The following is a 20,130-nucleotide window of genomic DNA, read 5'->3' as shown; positions in this document are numbered from 1 at the left end:
GCGATGTCACGCGACCGGAAAGCCACCGAACCTTCCGGCCCGACCGGTTCCGGGGAGCGTCGCCGGGGAGCGGTGCCGGGGTTGCTCCTGTGCTGATCAGCAGTCACCACCGTTTGATCGTCCTATAGTTCTTCCGTTGGACCGGACTGAGGGGAGTCGGTTGATGGGGGACGTCATCACGGTGGATCTCGGTGAGGGCGCGTTCGTCCATGCCGAGGTGACGGTGCTGGACCGGGCGGAGCCCGGGTTCGTCGCGGCTGAGCCGGGTGGGGACGCCGGGGTGCGGGACACCGCCGCCAAGGCGCTGGCCGAACTGCCGCAGCGGCTGGACGCGGTGCGCGAGGTGGTGAAGAGCGTCGGGCGGTGGGCCGCCGACGGCATCGTCGGGACCGGGCCCGCCGTACCGGACACGCTGGAGGTCGAGTTCGGGCTCAAGCTGGCGGTCAAGTCCGGCGCGGTGATCGGAGTGCTGGCGGAGGCGGGCGGTGAGGCGTCGTTCACCGTGCGGATGAGCTGGGACACCGCCCGGGTCGCGGCGGCGCGCGCCGGGCACGCCGCCGGGTTCGCGCCGCAGGGCGGCGACGAGCGGTGACCGGGCCGACCGCGCGAGGTGCCGCGGTCCGGGTGTGTGACGGGGCGTCGTTCCTGGGCAGCGGGTTCCTGGTGGCGCCCGGCGTCGTGCTCACGGCCGGCCACGTGGCGCGCCGGGCCGTGAACGAGCCGGCCGTGGAGGGGTGGTTCGGGCGGACGCCGGTGATCTGCGCGCCCCGGCGGTTCCCGGCCGAGCCCGGCGACGGACGCTTCCACGACTATCCCGACCTCGCCCTGCTCACGCTCAACGCACCGTTCGAGCCGCCGGCGCTCGTCCTCGACTGCGAGCCGCCGCCCCCGGGCACGGCGGTGGCGGTGGCCGGCTTCTCGCCGTACACGCCGACGCCCGGCGTCCAGGGCGACTCGCTGCTGCTCACCGTCGCCGGGCCGGCGGCCGGGTTCGTCCGGGTGACCGGCGACGAGGTGCGGGACGGCTTCAGCGGCGGCATGGTGATCCGCCTCGACTCCGGCGCCGTCTGCGGCGTGCTCAAGGGCAGCCGGGACTTCGACGGCGTGCGCGGCGGCTGGTTCACGCCGCTGTCGGCGCTGGCCGAGGTGCTGCCCGCGGACGACCCGCTGCGCGCCCGGCTCGCGAATCCGCGGAGGACGCGCCCGCTGCCCGCGGCGCGCAGGCTGCTGCCCGTCCTGCTCGGAATCGACGACATGCACGACCCGGACTTCCGCCGCCGCGTCATCCGGACGGCCAACGAGACGCTCGCCGGTCGGGGCCCGCTGCACGTCGCCCACCAGGCGCAAGCCGTCGACCACCTGCTGGAACTGGCGCAGGCCTGCCTCCGGCACCGCGACCCGGCGGCGGCCCTGGCCGCGGTGACCGATGCCCTGGAGCTCCTTCGTCCCGGCCTCGCCGCCGTCGACGACCTGCGCGCGCTGACCGGCGCCCCGGAGGGCGGTTCGTGAAAGGCGCCCTCTCCTGGCTGGGGAAGCTGGGCGGCCACCCCCGCCCACCAGGGCCCCTACCCAGTACGCACGTGCCCGGCGTCGACCCGACGGCCGACGGGCCCGGCGGCTGGGCGCCGTGGTCGGCCAAGGCGGACGCCGTGCTGCACGAGTTCCTCTGCGAGGTCGCGGACCTCCACCAGCCGGAGTTCCGCCACCTCGTGCTGGGCGAGCTGCGCTACCGGCTCGGTCCCGCCGCGCCGTTCGTCGTGCCGGACAGCCCGCAGGCACGGGACCACCTCCTGAACCTGGTCCATGCCTGCCGCCAGTGGCACGAGCCGTCCCACGCCCTGATCCAACTCGCCGACGTCCTGAGCACGTTGCGTCCCGGCACCGCCGCCGTCGGGTGGCTGGACGCCGCCGTCGACGCCGTCGCCGAGCCCGGGCTGCTGGCCCCGCAGGCGCAGCTCGTCCTCCTGCGGACGCTGCGTTCGCTGGACCCGCAGCCGCGGCCCGCCCGGGTGCTGCACCTGGTGGAGTCCGCGTGCGCACCGGGCGAGACCCACCCGGTCCGGCCGCAGGACGGCCTGCCGGAGGCGGTGAGCCGGCTCAACCAGGCCCGCCTGGGCGACGGGCCCCCGTTGCTGCTGCGCTTCCTCGTCCGGCTCGCCGCCGCGTGCCCGGGTCCGCAGGCCGTCCCGCTGACCGACCTGGTCGAGCGGTACGCTCGCGAACTCGGGCTGGCGGAGGACGACCTGGCCGCCCCGACGAGGCAGGACCACGAAACCACCGGCCCGGCCCAGCACCACCCGCTGGTCCTGCAGATCACGCTGGACGACGTCTCGCCGGTCGGCTCGGACACCGAGCCCGTGTACGTCTTCGAGGCCGCCCTCTACGACGCCACCGAGCAGCCCTGGCGCCTGATCTCCAAGCGGGCGGGCGACGAACCGCTGCCGCGCTCGGCCCTGGAGCGGCACGGCAGCCGGCACCTGACCACGTGGGGCGACCTGGCCGCCGCGGCCGCGAACGCCGACGGACTGCGGGTGGAGTTCCTGCTGCCCTGGTCCCTGCTCGGCCACCCCGCCGAGCTGTGGCCGATGGACGAGGACGACTACCCCGTCGGCATGCACTTCCCGGTCGTGGTGCGCTCGTTGGACCGGATCAGGTCCGCGTTCTGGCACACCGCGTGGAAGAACAAGTGGCGGGCCCTGGAAGCCACGGTGGAGAGCTGCGGCCCGGGCACCGTCGCCGACCTGCCCGGCTGGATCGTGCACTGCGACGGCACCGCCCCGATCGACGCCGAGCTCACCGGGCGCACCCTGCACCTCGGGGGCACCAAGGGCGACGTCCGGCGGTGGCTGGACAGCCGCCCGCAGACCGCGATCCTGGCGCTGTCCTTCCCGTACGCCTACCACCCGAAGCGGCGCGAGGTCGGGCACCAGGCCGTCAAGGACGCCGTGCGCGAGGGCATCCCGGTCATGATCTGGCGGCGTGACGACACCGGCAGCCCGGCCGAACTCCACGTGCTGCTCGGCGAGTTGGCGGCCGCCCAGCTGCCCGCGCTGGCCGCCCACGTGCAGCGCCGCCGCCGCGCGGCCAGCGAGGACGACCGGACGGACCTCGGCCACCACCTCACCCTGCTCTGGGACGAGCCCGGGCACGCCGCCTGGCTCGCCCCGGCCCCGTTCCGCGCCCCCGTATCCGCATCGCCGGAAGGACCACGCACTTGACCTCCTCCCGAGACGGCGCGGCCCAGAACCGTGCCGACGGTCCGGCCTGGTGGATCTACCGCTCCACCGGCGCCCCGCACGACGGCATCCACGACCTCCCCGACGCCCCGCCCTGGCGCTCCTTCCGCCGCGACGGCGACGCGGCCGAGCTGCCCGCACCGCCGGAGATGGCCGAGACGGTGGCCGCCCGCAAGCTCGGCCGCGCCCACCAGGCCGCCGCCTACCAGGCCGACGAGAAGGAGATCCACCTCGTCAACATGGCCCTGCACCTGCGCCGCCCGCTGCTGGTCACCGGCCCGCCGGGGGTCGGCAAGTCCACGCTCGCGTACAGCGTCGCGCACGAGCTGCGGCTCGGCCCGGTGCTGCACTGGCCGATCACCAGCCGCTCCACCCTCCAGGAGGGGCAGTACCACTACGACGCGATCGGCCGCCTCCAGGACACCGGGCTGCGCCCCGCCGACGCCGACGCCCGCTCCCGGCCCGCCCCCGGCATCGGCCCCTACCTGAGGCTCGGCCCGCTCGGCACCGCACTGCTGCCCTGGGACCGGCCCCGGGTGCTGCTCGTCGACGAGATCGACAAGGCCGACCTCGACCTGCCGAACGACCTGCTCACCGTGTTCGAGGAGGGCGAGTTCGTCATCCCGGAACTCAGCCGACTCGACGACGAGGACGCCCAGGTGATGACCGCCGACGACGACGGCCGGGCTTCGCTGCACCGCGGCCGGGTCCGCTGCACCGAGTTCCCGCTGGTCGTCCTCACCAGCAACGAGGAGCGCGAGTTCCCGCCCGCCTTCCTCCGCCGCTGCCTGCGCCTGGAGATCCCCCGCCCGGGTCCCGACAAGCTGGCCCGGATGGTCGCCGCCCACCTCACCGGCCCGGCGGCCGTCCCCGCCGAGGTCCGCGAGCAGCTGATCGCCCGCTTCCTCGCCAAGCAGCACGAGGAGGGCGCCGACCTCGCCAACGACCAGTTGCTCAACGCCCTGCTGATGGCCGCCCGCGGCCTGTGGGACGACGAGGCCGGCCGGCACCTCGTCGACCGGAACCTCCTGCGCTCCCTGGAGGAACGCTGACATGACGTCCCGGACCGTGCGGGCAGTCGGCGCGCCAGGCCTTCCGCCTTCCCCCGAGGAGCGCTGACCCCGCCGTGCCCGCCACCCCCGTGCCCCCGGAACTGCTCCGCCAGCTCGGCCGCCTCCTGACCGCCGACGGCGCCGAACCCGAGGGCAGCACCGACCCGCGCGACCTGGCCGACGTGCTCTGGCTCGCGCGGGCCTGCGGCCTGCGGCCCGACCCGCCGTCGGCCGCGCCGCACCAGCAGGGGCACGGGCCGGGCCTGGTGCTGCCGCCGTTGCCCGCCATCGACACGGAGGCGGACGAACGGGCCACGGCGGCGTGGAGCGCGGCGCTGAGGGCGGCAGTGGACCGGGCCGCGGCGGAGGACGGTGCGGAGCCCGCTCCCGCTGCGGCACCGGCCGGCGCGGCTCCCGTACCACAACCGGCCGAGCCCGAGCCGGTGATCCCGCTCCACCTGCCGCCCACGCCGGGGCCTCGTGCGCTGGAGTCGGCCCCCGCGGCGACCGTCCGCAGCCCCGCCCGACCCGCGCTGACCGGCACCCTCGCACTCTCCCGCGCCCTGCGCCCGCTGCGCCGCACCGTCCGGTCCGCCCACGAGCTGGTCCTGGACGAGGAGGCCACCGTCTCCATCTCCGGCCAGGCCGGACTGCTGCTCCCGGTGTGGCGCGGCGCCCCCGAACGCTGGCTCGACGTGGACCTCGTGGTGGACGGCGGCCCGACCATGGCGGTCTGGTCCGCCCTCGGCGACGAACTCGTCGCACTGCTGCGCCGCCACGGCGCGTTCCACCGCGTACGCGCCTGGTCGGTGCACGACCGCGCCGGAACGCCCGCCCTGACACCGCGCGGCGCGGGCGCGCAGGGACGGGACTTCGGGCTGTCCGCCGACCCGCGCGGGCGCCGCGTGATCCTGCTGCTCACAGACGGCGTCGGACCGCTCTGGCACGGCGGCGCGCTGCCCGCGGTGATGCGCGAGTGGAGCCGGCACGCACCGGTCACCGTCCTCCAGGTGCTGCCACGACGGCACTGGCACCGCACGGCGCTGCGGCCCGTTCCGACCCGGGCCCGGGTCCGGCCGGGGGAGCGCCCGACGGTCGTCTACGTGCCGGACGACGACGGGTGGGGCACCCGCGGGACAGCCTGGGCCGGGGTCCTGGAGCTGCGGGCGGACTGGCTCGCGCCCTGGGCCCGGATGCTGTCGGGGCGGGCGTCGGACTGGACACCGGCGCTGGCGGTGCCGCTGGACGGGGCGATGACCTTCGGCGAGCCCGAACCGCCCGCCGAGGAGCCGCCCGCCGGACTGCTCGCCCGCTTCCGGCGGGAGGCCTCGCCGACCGCGTACGAGCTGGCCGGGTTCCTGGCCGCGGCACCGCTGAGTTTGCCGGTCATGCGGCACGTCCAGGCGGCCATGCTCGGCGACTCGTCCGCCATGCACCTCGCCGAGATCTACCTGTCGGGCCTGCTCGAACGCCGCTCGCCCGAGCGGCCCGGCGAGGACCCGGAGGCGGTGCTGTACGACTTCCGCCCGGGCGTGCGGGAACGGCTGCTCGGCACCCTGACGAGGAGCGAGTCCGCCCAAGTGCTGCGTGTGCTGGCCGGGGTGTCGCAGTCGGTGGCGGGCGCGTTCGGCGGCACGCTCGACTTCCGCGCGCTGGCCGCGCTCGCGGACGGCGGGTCAGCGGGCGGCGCCGGGCTGCCGGCCGAGAGCGTCCCGTTCGCCGAGGTCGCCGTCGAGGTGCTCCGCGGCCTCGGCGGCGCTGACCGGGCGCTGGCGGAGCGGCTGGCGGTCAGTCTGCCGGCGGGGTCGCGGGTACGGGAGGCGGGGGTTGGATCCACCCTCACCATCCGCCAGGAACAGTCCATCAGCCTCGGCATCGAGCTCCCGCGACGCCGGTGGCTGTGGCGCAGATCGCGGGAAGTCGATGTGACCGCCACGCGGCCCGCACAGCGGCCGGCCGACACCAGCCAGCCGGTTTGGAACAACCTCCCGCAGGGCCGCCCCGACATGACCGGATGGGAGAACCGGCTCCTCCAGGTCGAGCGCATCCTCCACCCCGAGGGATCCGCCACGGCCGCCCACCGGACGCAGTACCCCACGGAACGGCGCTCGCTCTGCCTCGTCCAGCACCCGGGCCGCATCGGAAAGACCGCACTCGCCCTCGCCTATGCGCACTTGCACCTGGCCGACTACTCGTTGGTCTGGTGGGTGGACGGGCGCAACTACGCGAGCATCGCGGAGTCCCTCGACCAACTGGCCGTCCTGCAGGGCCTTGACGGCGACGCCGCGGCCGTACTGAACCGGTGGCTGGTCGAGCACCCCGGCTGGCTGATCGTCATCGACGACCTCGGCCGGGACCTGCCCGAGAACGAGCGCTGGATGGCGGGCACTTCGCCGCGCACGCTGCTCGGGGACCGCTGGCCGCCCGAAGGGTACGGCAGCGTCCTCATCACGTCCCGGGTGCTGACCGGCGACCGCGCCGTCCTGGACGGACACGTCATCCAGTTCCCCGCCGACGAGCCACCGAAGGATCCGCGCTCCGGCGCTCCCACGGGAACGCCGGAGGACGACCTGGCGGCCCTGCCCGGACTGCTCGCCCAGGCAACCGACACCGCGTCGTCACCGGCTGCCGCGACCGGCCCGGACCCAGCCCGGTCGGCAAGCGAACTACCGGTCGACTACGGTCCGTTGCTCGACGAACTGGCGGAGGAAGGCCGGGAGGCACTGGACGTCCTCACCATCTGCGCCTTCCTGGCCCCCACCGGGCTGTCCGTCGAGCTGATCAACCACGGCCTCCAAGCCGCTCGCGGACGCGGCCCGGGGCTCTCGCCCCCGGTCCTGAACCGGGTGTCCGCTCCGAGGCTGCTGCGCGTCACGCCGGACGGCCGCGGTTCGGTGTCCTTCCACATGCCCGTCGGGCTGCAACAGGCCGTTCGGACCCGGATGGCGCCGGACGAGCGGATGAACTGGGCGTCCGCCGCCGTACGTGCCGTGCTCGAATCCTTTCGGTCCGACCCGACCCCCCGCGAGCGATGGGCCGCCTGCACGGCCCTCCTCCCGCACGCCCACACGGTGCTCCAGCATCCCGATGTGGACGACCGCTCGCTGGAAACGCGTGTCAAACTCCTGTACCGGCTGGCCAGGTTCCGCGCGGCCCAGGGCGAGTTCGACGCCGCCGAGGCGTACCTGCGCCACCGTCGGACGTTGGCCCGGACGTTGCCGTACACGTACACGTCCGCGAACCCGGCTCTGCTCATGGCCAAGGTCCTCCTCGGCGCCGGTCGCTTCGAGCAGGCCCTCGAAAGCGTCGCCGAGGCACTGGCGCTGCCCGACGGCCAGATCGTCCGTGCCCGCCGCCTGACGGCCGCCATTCACCGCGAGTTGTTCCGGTTGGACGAGTCCAGGAGCGAACTCCAGGCTGCTGCCGAGACGATGAAGTCCGAAGGGTCCGACCCCCTCGTCGAGGCGGAGATCCAGCGAGAACTCGGTCTCACCGAGCTGGAGGCCGGCCGACTGGCCGAGGCCGAGACCCACCTGGAGCAGGCGGGGACCGGGCTGCTCCGACTCGGCGCGGTCCGTCCGGACGTGGCCGTGCTGGAGGTGGCGATCCGTCACGACCGGGCTCGGCTCTCGCTGCTTCAGGAGCGTCCCAGCATCGCGGTGTGCGAGGTCCTGGTCACGAGCATCCGCAAGGCGGGGACTTCGCGGGATGCCGACGGACTCGACGTGATCATGAGCGCCAGCGAGACGCTGGTCGACGTCGTGCGGGAGTACCTGGACCGGCTGGAGTCACCCCAGGGGCGCCGGCCCGGGGAGTCGACACAACGGCAGCTCATAAAAAGGCAGTTGGCGCAGATTTCGGATATCGCCGACGCCGTCCTCGCCTACCGCCGGGAGCGTGCCAAGACGCAGCCGCACCGGCTGGCCACCGCGCTCGACATGTACGGCATGCTGCTCTCCGCCCTCGGCCGGTACGACGAGGCCGAGGAAGCCCTCGAAGAGGCGGCCGCCCTCCACCGCCGGGTGCACGACGAGAGCCGTCCCCACCCCGGCTGGGGCGAGAACCGCTGGCGCCTCGCCCAGGTCTGGGCCGCCATGGGGAACCGCGAAGCGGCGACCCGCCTTGCAAACGCGGCCCACGCTGACCTCCTCCATTGCCTGGGCCCCCACCACCCCCGCCTCCGTCCCATCGCCCGCCTGATCGGCGGCGGCGGAGGTGACGGCCCGGCCGCCTCACTTCACTGACCCCGCCATCGCCCCCTGGACGAAGAACCGCTGGAAGCAGAGGAACACCACCACCGGCACCATCAGGGACAGGAACGCGCCGGGCGCGAGGATGTCCATGTTGCTGCCGAACTGCCGCATCTGGGACTGCAGGTAGACGGTGAGCGGCTGCGAGTCGTTGCCCGCGAAGATCAGCGCGACCAGCATGTCGTTCCAGACCCAGAGGAACTGGAAGATGCACAGCGAGGCGACGGCCGGCGCGGCGAGCGGCAGGGCGAGGGTGCGGAAGATCCGCCATTCCCCGCAGCCGTCCATCCGTGCTGCTTCCAGCAGTTCGGCCGGTATGTCCAGGAAGTGGTTGCGCATCAGGAACACGGCGAACGGCAGCCCGTAGCCGACGTGGAACAGCACCACACCGGGGATGGTGCCGAACAGCCCGACGGCGCCCTCCAGTTTGGCGACGGGGATGAGACCGACCTGGACCGGTACGACCAGCAGCCCGACCACGCCGAGGAAGATGCCGTCCCGGCCGGGGAACCGCATCCAGGCGAAGGCGTACCCGGCGCCCGCGGCGAGGGCGACGGTCAGCAGGGTCGCCGGGACGCTGATGAGCACGGTGTTCCACAGTGCCTTGGGTACGTCGCCGCCGCCGAGCAGAGCGGTGTAGTTCTGCAGGGTGAGCTGGGCGGGGTGGGTCAGCGCAGTCCACCAACCACCGGTGGCGGCGGCCTCTTTGGGCCGCAGCGAGGAGACGAGCAGGCCGACGGTGGGCACCAGCCAGGCCACGGCGGCGACGATCAGCACCGCCTGGACGAGCCCGCTGCGCGTGAGGGCGGCGAGCCGGCTCGTGAGCGGTACGGAGGGCCGCCCGCCGGGGACGGACGAGGTGGTGGTCATGCGCGGCTCCCTCGGAAGCGTCGGATGTTGAGGAGCATCACCGGGACGACGAGGAGCAGCAGCAGGATGCTGAGCGCGCTGCCGAGGCCCTGGTCGTTGCCGCCTCCGAAGGAGACGAGGTAGAGCCGGAGCGCGAGCACGTCGGCGTCCTGCTGTACCGGCCCGGGCGCGATGATGTAGACGAGGTCGAAGATCTTCATCACGTTGATGACCATGGTGATGAACACGACGCCGAGGACCGGGGCGAGTTGGGGCACGGTGATGCGGCGGAAGATCTGCCATTCGCCGGCGCCGTCGATCCGGGCCGCCTCGATGGTCTCGCGGGGCAGGTTGGCGAGGCCGCCGGCGATGATGACCATGGCGAAGCCGGCCCAGATCCACGTGTAGGCGCCGATGATGGCGGGGGTGACGAATGCCGGTCCGAGCCAGTCGACGCCGCGGTAGGGGGCGGCGAAGTCGGCGGCGGGCAGGACCACGGCGGTGGTGGCGGACGGTGCCGCGGCGAACTGGAAGGTGCCGTCGGCGGCCGTGGTCGTGGTGGCGATGGTCCGGTCGCCGTCCCGGAGTTGGACCTTGATTCCGGGCAGGCCCTTCTTTCCGGCGCCGGCGTCCAGCTGCCCGGGGCGGCCGCCGCCACCCGGGACGAAGTCGAGGAACACCGTGCCGCTGACCCCGTCGCCGCCGGCCGGCTGCGCGGCCGTGCGGGCGGTGGCCGGGAGCGAGCCGGGCTGCACGCCGACGAGCGGCAGCAGCACGGCGCGGGTGGCGGCCGGCGCCTTGATGTCGCCGCCCTGCGCCTGGTCGAGGCCGGTGCCGGGGCGCGGCCGGGCGCCCGGGTAGGAGGGCTGGTCGGCGAAGGTGTCGTGGACGGCGACGGCGGCGGCGTTGAGCACCCCGCGGTGCGGGTCGGCGTCGTACACCGTGCGGAAGATGATCCCGGCGGCGAGGAAGGAGATCGCCATCGGCATGAAGACGAGCAGCTTGAACGCGGTGGCCCAGCGGACCTTCTCGGTCAGCACCGCGAACACCAGGCCGATCGCGGTCACCAGCGCCGGGGCGACGGCGACCCAGATCGCGTTGTTGCGCACGGCGGTGAGGGTGGCGTGGTCGGTGAAGGCGGTGCCGTAGTTGTCGAGCCCGACGAAGCGGTGGCCGGAGGCGTCGAAGAGGCTGCGGACCACCGAGTACCCGATGGGGTAGACGACGAGGGCGCCGAGCAGGAGCAGGGCGGGCAGGACGAACAGCAGGGCGAGGCCCCGGTGGCGCCGGAGGGCGCCACCGGATGCCCGGTCCCCGCGGGATGAGCGCAGAGACATGTCGGATCAGCCCTTGTACGCCTTGGCGGCGTCGGCTTCGAGCCTGGCCGCGGCGCCCTGGACGTCGGAGGGGTTGGCGAGGAAGTCCTGGAGGTCCTTCCACTCGCCCTGGCCCGCGGTGCCGCCGAACGCGGCCGGGGCCTGGTCCGACATGTCGAAGCGGAAGGCGTCGCCGGCGTCGATCACCGACTTGGCGAACTGCCGGGTGGTGTCGTCGGGGTAGACGGACGGGTCGACGGCCTTGTTGGGCGAGATGAAGCCGCCGGCCTTGGCCCAGACGGCCGCGGCCTCGGGGCCGGCCAGGAACTCGACGAACTTCTGCGCGGCCTCGGCGTGCTTGGCGCCCTTGAGGACGACCGCCGCGTCGCCCGCGCCCATCACCGGGGCCTTGCCGCCGTCCACGGCGGGGAAGGGGAACACCTTGGCATCGGTGCCGACCTGCTTCTTCAGCTCGGAGGCGATGACGCCGCCGACGAAGTCGCCCTCGTAGGTCATGGCGGCCTTGGGCTGGGCGCCGAAGACCTGCTGCACGGAGGTGGGGAAGTCGGTCTGCAGGGCGCCCTGCCCGCCGCCCGCGACGAGTTGCGGGTCGCCGAGGACCTTGCCGAGGGTGGTCAGGGCCTTGATGACGGACGGGTCGGTCCACGGGATCTCGTGCCGGGTGAGCTTGTCGTAGAGCTCGGGCCCGGCCTGGGAGAGGTAGACGTTCTCGAACCAGTCGGTCAGGGGCCAGCCGGCCTGGCCGGCGACGGAGAAGGCCGGGGTGCCGGAGTCGGAGAGCGCCCGGCCGGTCTTGAGCAGGTCGTCGAAGGTGGCCGGGGGCTGGACGCCGGCGTTCTGGAAGGCGGTGGGGCTGTACCAGACGGTGGACTTGTCGGCGGCCTTGAAGTAGAGGCCGTACTGGGTGCCGTTGACGGTGCCGAGGCTGGACCAGATGCCGGCGTAGTTCTTCTTCGCGGCGTCGGTGACGGCGGCCGAGAGCGGTGCGAGCCACCCCTTGTCGGCGAACTGCTTGATGACGCCGGGCTGGGCGACCATGACCACGTCCATCGGGTCGCCGCCCTCGATCTTGCTGCCGACCACGGTGGAGAGGTTGTCGCCGGTGGAGGTGTAGCTGACGGTGGCGCCGGTCTTCGCGGTGAAGGCGTCGAGCACCTTCTTGAAGTTCTCCTGCTCGGCGCCGCTCCACACGGCGGCGACGGTCAGGCTCTGGCCCTTGAGTTCCTGGGTGGCGGAGTCGGCTGCGGTGCCACCACCGCCGCTGCTGCCGCAGGCGGTCGCGGTGGCGGCGAGGACGACGGCGGCGGACATGGCGGGGAGGATGCTGCGGAGTCTCATCGTCGGGACTTCCTTCGTGGGGTGGGTGGGTTCACGAGGTTCTCTGACATCCATGACGTAACGTCAGATCAGGTGAGTGGTCGTGGAGTTGATCCACCAGGCAGCGGTGGCGGGCGGCAGGACGCCGTCGGCGCACGGGCCGCTGGCCAGTAGCGGCGGACCGGGGACCGGGGCCGGAGCGGGGGCGCCGCCGAAGTTGACGGCGCACACCAGCCCCTCGCCGCGGACGAACGCGAGGACTCCGGGTGGGGCCTCCAGCCACCGCAGCGTGCCCTCGCCGAGCTGGGGGAGTTCACGGCGCAACTGCAGGGCGGTGCGGTAGAGGTGGAACACGGATCCGGCGTCGGCCCGCTGCCGCTCGGCCGTGTGCGCGGCGAACGAGGCCGGCTGCGGCAGCCAGGGCGTGGCCGCACTGTCCGGCGGGCTGAAGCCGAACGGCGCCTCGGGGCCGGACCAGGGCAGCGGTATCCGGCAGCCGTCGCGGATCCCGGCCCGGCTGCCGGTCCGGCGGAAGATCGGGTCGGTGATCAACTCGTCCGGGAGGTCCAGGACTTCGGGCAGTCCGAGTTCCTCGCCCTGGTAGATGTAGGCGGCTCCGGGGAGGGCCAGCATCAGCAGGGCGGCCGCCTTCGCGCGGGCGGGGCCGGCAGCGGGGTCGTCGCCCGCGAACCGGCTGGCCGTGCGGACCTGGTCGTGGTTGTTGAGCACCCAGGTGACCGTCGAGCCGGTGGCGGTGATGTCCCGCACGGCGTCGTCGATGACCCGGTGGAAGTGTGCGAGGTCCCACGGCGCGTGCAGCAGGTGGAAGAAGAAGGCCTGGTGCAGTTCGTCGGGGCGCACGTACAGCGCCTGCTCCGCCGGCGTGGGCACGGAGGCCTCGCCGACCAGCAGCCGCTCGCGGCCGTCGCGGGCGGTGTACTCCTCGCAGATCGCGCGCCACCGGCGCCAGACCCCGTGCACCTCCGGCTGGTTCCAGGCCAGCGGGTTGACCGAGTCGCGGGTGCGTTCGTCCGCGTCCGGGTCGGGGGAGTCCGGCAGGTCGGGGTGCTTGAACAGCCCGGCCGCGACGTCGATCCGGAAGCCGTCCACGCCGCGGGCCAGCCAGAACCGCAGCACCTCCTCGAAGTGGGCGGCGACGTCGGGGTTGCGCCAGTTGAAGTCCGGTTGCTCCGGAGTGAACAGGTGGAGGTACCACTGGCCGGGCCGGCCGTCGGCCTCGGTGACCCGGCTCCAGGCCGGGCCGCCGAACATGGCCCGCCAGTTGTTGGGCGGCAGCTCGCCGTCCGCGCCGCGCCCGTCGGCGAAGTGGAACCGTGCCCGTTCGGGGCTGTCCGGGCCGTTGGCCAGCGCCTTCTGGAACCACGGGTGCTCGCTGGAGCAGTGGTTGGGCACGACGTCGAGGACGAGCTTGAGGCCGAGCAGCCGGCAGTCCGTCACGAGGCGGTCGAACTCCGCGAGGTCGCCGTAGACCGGGTCGACGGCGCAGTGGTCGGCGATGTCGTAGCCGTGGTCGTGCTGGGGCGAGACGTAGAACGGGTTGAGCCAGACGCCGTCCGCGCCCAGCTGCCGTACGTGGTGCAGCTGTTCGCGGACGCCGGCGAGGTCGCCGACACCGTCGCCGTCGGTGTCGCGGAAGCTGCGCACGTAGATCTGGTAGATCACGGCGTCGCGCCACCAGGCACGGACGGCGGGGATGGCGGGGGAGTGTGACCGGGCGCGCGGAAGGGTGACCGCGTCGCCGTCGGGGAGGGTGGGGGTGGGCATCTCGCTACTCCAACGGTTATGCATTCGCGTTAGGTATAGCAGGCAAAGATGGCCCGTGTTAAGCCCTTGTTTGGTCAGGTTTCTCGGGAGTTACGGAAGGAGGGGCCCGCGCGAGCATAGATACGTGTTAGGTATTCGTTAGGTACTCGCGGGTAGAGGACGAGCGAGTGCGGGCCGAGCGCCCCGCCGACGTCGGCTCAGCCGACGATGGCGCGCAGGTCGGCGGCCAGCCGGGGCAGCGCCGCCCCGGCGGTCCGACGGCCCGACACGACCTCGAACGCCGACTCGCTGAACGCGAGGCTCAGCTGCTGGTACTGCGGCACGCCGGGGCGCGCCCCGGCCGCCAGGATCGCCGTGCGCAGCGCGGGAAGGTACGGGAAGCGGGCCGTCAGGTCCGGGTCCGTGTAGAGGTCCGCCCGGACCGGCGGCAGCCCGCCGTCGGTCAGTACGCGGGACTGTGCCCGGCGGCTCGTCAGGTAGCCGATCAGCGCCCGCGCGGTGCGCTGGCGCCGGGAGAACCGGCTGACCGCCAGCCCCGATCCGCCCAGCACTCCGCTGCCGGGCCCGTGCGGGCCGGGCAGCGGCACCACGCCGAACCGCCCTTCCACCGGCGAACCGGGCTCGCCGACCGCGTGGTAGACGTACGGCCAGTTCCGCAGGAAGAGCAGGCCGCCCCGGCCGAACGCCGCGCGGGACTCCTCCTCCTGGTAGCCGAGCACCTCGGCCGGGATCCAGCCGTCGCGCACACCTCCGGCCAGGAACTCCAGCCCGGCCCTGGCCTGCGGGCTGTCGACCACGACCGACCCGTCGCCGGCCAGCAGGTCCCCGCCGGCCGAGCGGATGGCCTCCAGCGCGTTGACGGAGAGCCCCTCGTACGGGCTCAGCTGGCCGGCGTACCCGGCCAGTCCGTGCGCGGGGGCCAGCGTCCGCGCCTGCCGGGCCAGTTCGTCCCACGTGGTGGGCGGCTGCTCACCGGCGGCGGCCAGCACGTCGCTGCGGTAGTACAGGAGGGCGGCGTTGGCGACGAACGGCACCGCGTACAGCCGCCCGTCGTAGCGGCCGGTCCGGACGACCGGGGGCAGGAAGCCGTCCAGCGTGAAGTCCGACTCGTCCAGCGGGACGGTCCAGCGCCGGGCCGCGAACTCCGCCGTCCACACCACGTCGAGGTTGAGCACGTCGAACCGGCTGCCGCCGGCCGACAGCTCCCCGGCGAGCTGGGCGTGCACCTCGTCCGCCGCCTCGGGCAGCTCGACCAGCTCGGCAGGCTGGTCCGGGTGCTCGGCGTTCCAGTCGGCCAGCAGCCCGCGCAGGTAGCCCGTGGTGTCCCGGCCGGTGGCCAGCGTGACCGGCCCGACGCCCTCCGGGTCGCCCGCCGCCGCCGTGCGCCCGGCCAGGCCGAACCAGGCGGAGGCGCCGCCGGCCGCGAGCACCGCCGCCCCGCCCACCAGCGCGCGCGTCACGCGCCGGCGGCCCGGGTCGGGCCCGGTGGGCGGCCGGTCTTCCATGGAGCTCCTTCGTTCCGCCGCGCGCGCGGGTGGGCGCCGACGCACGTCCCTTTATACGGCCTCCCTGCTCGCGGGTGCCCACCTGCCCGTACTGTGTGACCGAGGTGTAACCAGCGACGATGAACGAAGAGGAAGAGGTGACGCCCGGTGCGCCATCAGCTGCTGGCGCTGCTGGCCCGGCAGCCCGCCTACGGGTACGAGCTCAAGCAGGGGCTTGAGCAGACCTTCGGCGCGGCGTACCCTCAGCCGAACATCGGCCAGATCTACGTGACCCTGAGCCGACTGGAGAAGTCCGGCCTGATCCGCGGCACCGAGGTGACCCAGGAAGGCAGACCGGACAAGAAGGTCTACGAGATCACGGAGAAGGGCACCGAGGAACTCGCCGGCTGGTTCGAGGCGCCCACCGAGGGGCCCCGGGTCAGGGACGAGTTCTTCATGAAGCTCATCCTGGCCGAAGGCACCGACCTCGCCGACCGGCTGACGCTGATCAACAACCAGCGCCGGCACTGCATCAACACGATGCGCGGACTCAACAAGCTGGCCGCCACCGAGCGCGGCAACCGGACCTCGCTGCTGCTGATCGAGGGCGCGGTGCTGCACCTGCAGGCCGACCTCGACTGGCTGGAGCGCTGCCAGGAGGAGCTGACATGACCGGCGCGGAGCCCACCCCGCCGCTGCTGGCCGCCGACGCCCTGGTGCGCTCGCACCTGAGCGGCTCGACCCTGATACCCGCGGTCCGCGGCGTCAGCCTGCGGATCGACCGGGGCGAGTTCGTCGCCGTCACCGGCCCCTCGGGCGCCGGCAAGTCCACCCTGCTGCACCTCCTCGGCGGCCTGCTGCGGCCCGACGAGGGCGAGCTGCGGCTCGACGGCCGCCGGGTCGACCGGCTCCGCGAGGCCGCCTGGGCCCGCCTGCGCCGCCGCCGTTACGGCATCGTCTTCCAGAGCGGCAACCTGCTCTCCGACTTCTCCGTCGCCGACAACATCGAACTCACCGCGGTGCTCGCGGGCATGTCCGGCCGCACCGCCCGGGAACGCCGCGAGGAACTCCTGGCCGACCTCGGCCTCGCGCACAAGGCCACCGCCGGGCCCGGCGAGCTCTCCGGCGGCGAGCGCCAGCGGGTCGCCCTGGCCCGCGCCCTGGTCAACCGGCCGCAGCTGCTCCTCGCCGACGAGCCGACCGGGAACCTCGACAGCCGCAGCACCCGCGACGTCCTCGCGCTGCTCAGCCGCTACCACGAGCAGGGCACCACCATCGTGCTGGTCACCCACGACGCCCGGGCGGCGAGCACCGCCGACCGGGTCGTCAGCCTGTTCGACGGCCGGATCGCCGACGACGCCCGGGTGGAGGAGCCCCCGGCAGCCTGGCGCAGCGCCAACGGGGTCCGCGACGTCATCGACTTCGGCGGGTGACCGGGTGCGCGCTCTCCTCCGCTGGATCCGGGCCGACCTGCGCTCGCACCGCGTCCACGCCCTGCTGATCGTTCTCGCCACCGGCGGCACCGCCGCCGCCCTCCTGCTCGCCGGCACCCTGCTCGGCGCCGCCGCCGACCCGTGGCAGCGGCAGTTCCGGGCCGCCGGATCGCCCGACATCAGGATCGACCTGCGCCCGCCCGCGGCCGCCGCGAGCGGGACCGGCGAACCGTCGGCCGCCGTGCTCGCCCGTGAGCCCGGCGTGGTGGCGGTCTCACCGCCCCAGCACACGGCCGAGACCACACTGGTCGGCCGCAGCGCCGACGGCGCCGCCGCCCCCAGCGGTGCGGCGGGCCGCACCGACCGCACCACGCTCGTGCTGCGCGGCGACGCCCCCGGGGCGGCCCGCCCGCTGCTGCGCTCCGGCGCCTGGCTCGACCCCGCCGACGTCCACGGCATCGTGCTCGAACAGTCCGCGGCCGACGCCGCCTGGGCCCGCCCCGGAGACCGTCTGACCGTCCTCGACAGCCACGGCGCGCCCGTCGAGCTGCGGGTCGTCGGCATCGCGGACAGTCCCGACCAGCTGCCCAGCCAGGCCGCGGGCTACGACCTCGGCTGGACCCTGCCCGCCACCCTCGACCTGGTGCAGCCGGACCGGTCGGCGCAGGGCCTCACCCTCGGACTGCGCCTGGCCCACCCCTCCGACGCCGGCTACACGGCGCAGCGCGTGGTCAGCGTCCTGGGCGCCGACCGGGTGTCCCGGATCACCACCTGGCTGGACGCGCGGGCCGCGCGGCAACAGGACAACCGGCTGGCGGGCCTGCTGCTCGGACTCAGCGGCCTGGCCGCGCTGCTCTCCGCCGCCCTCGCGGTGGCCGGCGCGGCCGGCGGCCGGATCAGGGCCAGGACCGGTGACATCGCCCTGCTCAAGGCGCTCGGCTTCACCGCCGGCCAGGTCGCCTGGATGTTCATCGCCGAACAGCTCCTGCTGGCGGGCACCGGAGTGCTGCTCGGCGCGGGCGGCGCCGCGATCGCCGCACACGCCTTCCCGGCCCTCGGCGCTGGGACGGACGCGCTCCACCGGCTCGTCCCCGGCGGCACGGCGGCCACCGGCGCCGTGATGGCCGCCGCGCTCGTGGCCGTCGGGGCCGCAGCCGCCCTGCCGGCGCTGCGCGCCGCCCGGGTCGCCCCCGTCCCCCCGACGGACGGCACCCGGCCGCCGGCCATGACGGCCCGTCCGGTCCGGCTCGGCCTGCTGCGGCGGCTGCCGCCGGCCCTCGTGCTCGGACTCGGCGGCGTCCTGCGCCGGCGCTCGGGCCTGGTCGTGAGCGCCGTCCGGCTGACCGTTCCGGTCGTCGCCGCGACCCTGGCCCTGAGCACCTGGGCGACGCTCGACGCCGTCACCCGCCCCGACGGCGGGGTCACGGCCCCGTCCGTCACGGTCCGCCGCACCGTGCCCGAGCAGACGGCCGCCGACGGGCACCTCGTCGGCGCCCTGGCCGCCGACCCCGCCGTGCGGGGCGTCTACCCGGGCACCGAACTCCAGGCCCTCGCGCCCGGCCAGTCCGCGACGCTCACCCTGCGGGCCGTCGGCACCACCGACGCGCCGTACCCGTACACCGTCGTCGAGGGCCGGGCGATCCGCGCGACCGACGAGGCGGTCGCGGGACAGGGCGCGCTCGACCTGCTCGGTGCCAAGGTCGGCCAGTGGGTCCGGGTCACCACCGGCGGGACCCCGCGCATCCTGCACGTCGTCGGGCGCGACCTCGAACCGGAGCACGGCGGCCGCGTCCTGTCCACCGGCTTCGACACCCTCGACCGGCCCGGCGACCCCACCCGCCCCGGCTTCTGGCAGGTCACCCTGCGTCCCGGCCACGACCCGGCCGAGGTCCAGCGCGACCTCCCCGCCCGCGCAGGTCTCGGCGGGCAGGTGGAGCTCCGCCTCCCGGCCGGCCCGGTCACCAGGCCCGGCGCCCTGCGGGCCAGCGTGGTCGGCCTGCTGCTCCTCCTCGCCCTCATCTGCCTGGTGGAGCTGCTCACCACGGCCGCGGCCGGCTTCCACGAGCGCCGCCGGGACCTCGGGCTGCTCCGGGCGACCGGCCTGACCCCGGGCCAGTCCGCCGTGGTGCTGGCCGTCCGGGGCACGGCGATCGCCCTGCCCACGGCCGCCGTGGGCGCGGCCGCCGGTATTCCGCTCGTCCGGTGGCTCATCGACCGGCAGGGCGAGCTGGGCGGCATCGGTGCGGGGATCGCCCGCGCCCCGTCCGCCTGGACGGTCCTCGCGGTGGCCGCGGTCGGGGCCACGACGGCGGCCGTGCTCTCCGCGCTGCCGGTGCTGCGCGTCCGCCCGGGGACCCGCGCCCCGGACGCGCCCGGGCTGTAGGCGGACTTCGGCTGCTGCGGCAGAGCCTGTTGACTCGCCCCGCCGGCCCTCCGGCGGGGCGACGTGCTGTCCGGCTGCCTGTTCGCGGGGGGCGTGAGGCATGCGCCGTCGCGCCGAAGGGTTGCGTCGATTCAGCGGCGGGAGCGTTGCCGGCCCATCCCTCGGTCAACGCTCGGGCGGGATGCCGTCGAGGCCGCCCCGGCGTCGGTTCCGGGGCGGCCTCGGTGTGGCAGCACGCTTCCGGTGAGCTGACACATGACGACCTTAGCAGTTGATAAGCTCTTCAATTGCATGCAAGGTCAGGTCGAGGAACGCGTATCTCACCGCAGCGCCGCACGGCCGCGCCGCCCGCTCTGCGCCCGGCGCGGGCAGTGGTGGTGGCTCGGCCCGTGCCGGGTGGGTGTGGCCCGTGCGGTCGCTGCGGGCGTTCCTCCCCGCCTGTCCGTCCCCGATGGTCTCGGGGGGTGCGTGCCGCTCGCCGTCGCCCCTGGAGTTGTGCCCGGGGGCGGCGGCGGGCACCTGGCGGAGTCGGACGGCTCGTGCCCTGACCCGCGCGTTCGTCGGGTCGATTGCTAGGGTCGACTTGTTGATGATGTTCGGCCCGACGGAGACGGTGACGACGTGAACGCCGAAACGCCCACCCCACCTCCCGCGGTCGGCACGCCCCTGTACCAACTGAAGGCCGAGTTCTTCAAGACCCTCGGCCACCCGGTGCGCATCCGCGTCCTGGAGTTGCTGAGCGAGCGCGAGTACGCCGTCGCCGAGATGCTGCCCGAGGTCGGGGTCGAGGCCTCCCACCTGTCCCAGCAGCTCGCGGTTCTGCGCCGCTCGAACCTCGTGATCGCCCGCCGCGAGGGCTCCACCGTCTACTACCGCCTGACCAACCCCCGGGTGGCCGAGCTCCTCCGGGTGGCCCGCACCATCCTCGGCGGCGTGATCAGCGACCAGGCCGAACTCCTCAACAGCCTGCTCGCCCAGCCCCAGCGCCCGACCCGCGACTGACC

General features: G+C 74.2%; 14 protein-coding genes. 9 read left to right on the top strand and 5 right to left on the bottom strand.

Features of this window, described 5'->3' with window-relative positions; translation table 11 throughout:
- Positions 1 to 163 precede the first annotated feature (163 nt).
- The 5 genes from ACWCXH_RS00165 to ACWCXH_RS00145 all read left to right on the top strand — a co-directional run bounded on the left by ACWCXH_RS00165 (position 164) and on the right by ACWCXH_RS00145 (position 8,532).
- Entirely contained in the window at positions 164 to 592 is a 429-nt protein-coding gene (locus ACWCXH_RS00165) for a CU044_2847 family protein (RefSeq protein WP_449799019.1), read from the top strand.
- A gap of 32 nt (positions 593 to 624) precedes the next feature.
- Positions 625 to 1,509, top strand: a complete 885-nt coding sequence (locus ACWCXH_RS00160) for a trypsin-like peptidase domain-containing protein (protein ID WP_449799018.1) — start codon at positions 625 to 627, stop codon at positions 1,507 to 1,509.
- Positions 1,510 to 1,580: 71 nt separating this feature from the next.
- Entirely contained in the window at positions 1,581 to 3,218 is a 1,638-nt protein-coding gene (locus ACWCXH_RS00155; RefSeq protein ID WP_449799017.1) for a VMAP-C domain-containing protein, read from the top strand.
- Complete coding sequence (locus ACWCXH_RS00150) at positions 3,215 to 4,288, top strand: AAA family ATPase (RefSeq protein WP_449799016.1); 1,074 nt, start codon at positions 3,215 to 3,217, stop codon at positions 4,286 to 4,288. Before ACWCXH_RS00155 ends, ACWCXH_RS00150 begins: the two co-directional genes overlap by 4 nt.
- Before the next feature lie 74 nt (positions 4,289 to 4,362).
- On the top strand, positions 4,363 to 8,532 hold the full coding sequence (locus ACWCXH_RS00145; RefSeq protein WP_449799015.1) for an SAV_2336 N-terminal domain-related protein: 4,170 nt from the start codon (positions 4,363 to 4,365) through the stop codon (positions 8,530 to 8,532).
- Here the strand turns inward: ACWCXH_RS00145 and ACWCXH_RS00140 are convergent.
- From ACWCXH_RS00140 to ACWCXH_RS00120, 5 genes are all read right to left on the bottom strand, one after another.
- Positions 8,521 to 9,408, bottom strand: coding sequence for a carbohydrate ABC transporter permease (locus ACWCXH_RS00140; protein WP_449799014.1), 888 nt, complete (start codon positions 9,406 to 9,408; stop codon positions 8,521 to 8,523). The two genes, ACWCXH_RS00145 and ACWCXH_RS00140, sit on opposite strands and share 12 nt — an antisense overlap.
- A complete protein-coding gene (locus ACWCXH_RS00135; RefSeq protein WP_449799013.1) occupies positions 9,405 to 10,724 on the bottom strand; it encodes a carbohydrate ABC transporter permease in 1,320 nt (439 codons plus the stop codon). The genes ACWCXH_RS00140 and ACWCXH_RS00135 overlap by 4 nt, the downstream gene beginning before the upstream one ends.
- A 6-nt stretch (positions 10,725 to 10,730) precedes the next feature.
- Positions 10,731 to 12,062 (bottom strand): ABC transporter substrate-binding protein, encoded by a 1,332-nt coding sequence (locus ACWCXH_RS00130; RefSeq protein ID WP_449799012.1) that lies wholly within the window; start codon positions 12,060 to 12,062, stop codon positions 10,731 to 10,733.
- Positions 12,063 to 12,125: 63 nt separating this feature from the next.
- Positions 12,126 to 13,826: a glycoside hydrolase family 13 protein gene (locus ACWCXH_RS00125; RefSeq protein WP_449799011.1), complete on the bottom strand. Its 1,701-nt coding sequence runs from the start codon at positions 13,824 to 13,826 to the stop codon at positions 12,126 to 12,128.
- Between the two features lie 197 nt (positions 13,827 to 14,023).
- Complete coding sequence (locus ACWCXH_RS00120; RefSeq protein ID WP_449799010.1) at positions 14,024 to 15,331, bottom strand: ABC transporter substrate-binding protein; 1,308 nt, start codon at positions 15,329 to 15,331, stop codon at positions 14,024 to 14,026.
- 147 nt (positions 15,332 to 15,478) lie between these two features.
- Between ACWCXH_RS00120 and ACWCXH_RS00115 the strand changes: the two genes are divergently transcribed.
- From ACWCXH_RS00115 to ACWCXH_RS00100, 4 genes are all read left to right on the top strand, one after another.
- Positions 15,479 to 15,982, top strand: a complete 504-nt coding sequence (locus ACWCXH_RS00115; RefSeq protein ID WP_238864452.1) for a PadR family transcriptional regulator — start codon at positions 15,479 to 15,481, stop codon at positions 15,980 to 15,982.
- On the top strand, positions 15,979 to 16,743 hold the full coding sequence (locus tag ACWCXH_RS00110; RefSeq protein ID WP_449799009.1) for an ABC transporter ATP-binding protein: 765 nt from the start codon (positions 15,979 to 15,981) through the stop codon (positions 16,741 to 16,743). The genes ACWCXH_RS00115 and ACWCXH_RS00110 overlap by 4 nt, the downstream gene beginning before the upstream one ends.
- A gap of 4 nt (positions 16,744 to 16,747) precedes the next feature.
- On the top strand, positions 16,748 to 19,126 hold the full coding sequence (locus ACWCXH_RS00105) for an FtsX-like permease family protein (protein WP_449799008.1): 2,379 nt from the start codon (positions 16,748 to 16,750) through the stop codon (positions 19,124 to 19,126).
- 621 nt (positions 19,127 to 19,747) lie between these two features.
- Entirely contained in the window at positions 19,748 to 20,128 is a 381-nt protein-coding gene (locus ACWCXH_RS00100) for an ArsR/SmtB family transcription factor (protein WP_449799007.1), read from the top strand.
- The last annotated feature ends 2 nt before the right edge of the window (positions 20,129 to 20,130 follow it).

The organism is Kitasatospora sp. NPDC001660, assembly GCF_053596725.1.
The sequence above is the reverse complement of the archived record's forward strand: the minus strand, read 5'-3'. Positions and strand labels throughout refer to the sequence as shown.

Excerpts from the sequence above, each read along its gene's own strand:
- ACWCXH_RS00130 (WP_449799012.1), bottom strand. The coding sequence starts at position 12,062 with ATGAGACTCCGCAGCATCCTCCCCGCCATGTCCGCCGCCGTCGTCCTC.
- ACWCXH_RS00110 (WP_449799009.1), top strand. The coding sequence starts at position 15,979 with ATGACCGGCGCGGAGCCCACCCCGCCGCTGCTGGCCGCCGACGCCCTG.
- ACWCXH_RS00135 (WP_449799013.1), bottom strand. The coding sequence starts at position 10,724 with ATGTCTCTGCGCTCATCCCGCGGGGACCGGGCATCCGGTGGCGCCCTC.
- ACWCXH_RS00125 (WP_449799011.1), bottom strand. The coding sequence starts at position 13,826 with ATGCCCACCCCCACCCTCCCCGACGGCGACGCGGTCACCCTTCCGCGC.
- ACWCXH_RS00120 (WP_449799010.1), bottom strand. The coding sequence starts at position 15,331 with ATGGAAGACCGGCCGCCCACCGGGCCCGACCCGGGCCGCCGGCGCGTG.
- ACWCXH_RS00165 (WP_449799019.1), top strand. The coding sequence starts at position 164 with ATGGGGGACGTCATCACGGTGGATCTCGGTGAGGGCGCGTTCGTCCAT.
- ACWCXH_RS00140 (WP_449799014.1), bottom strand. The coding sequence starts at position 9,408 with ATGACCACCACCTCGTCCGTCCCCGGCGGGCGGCCCTCCGTACCGCTC.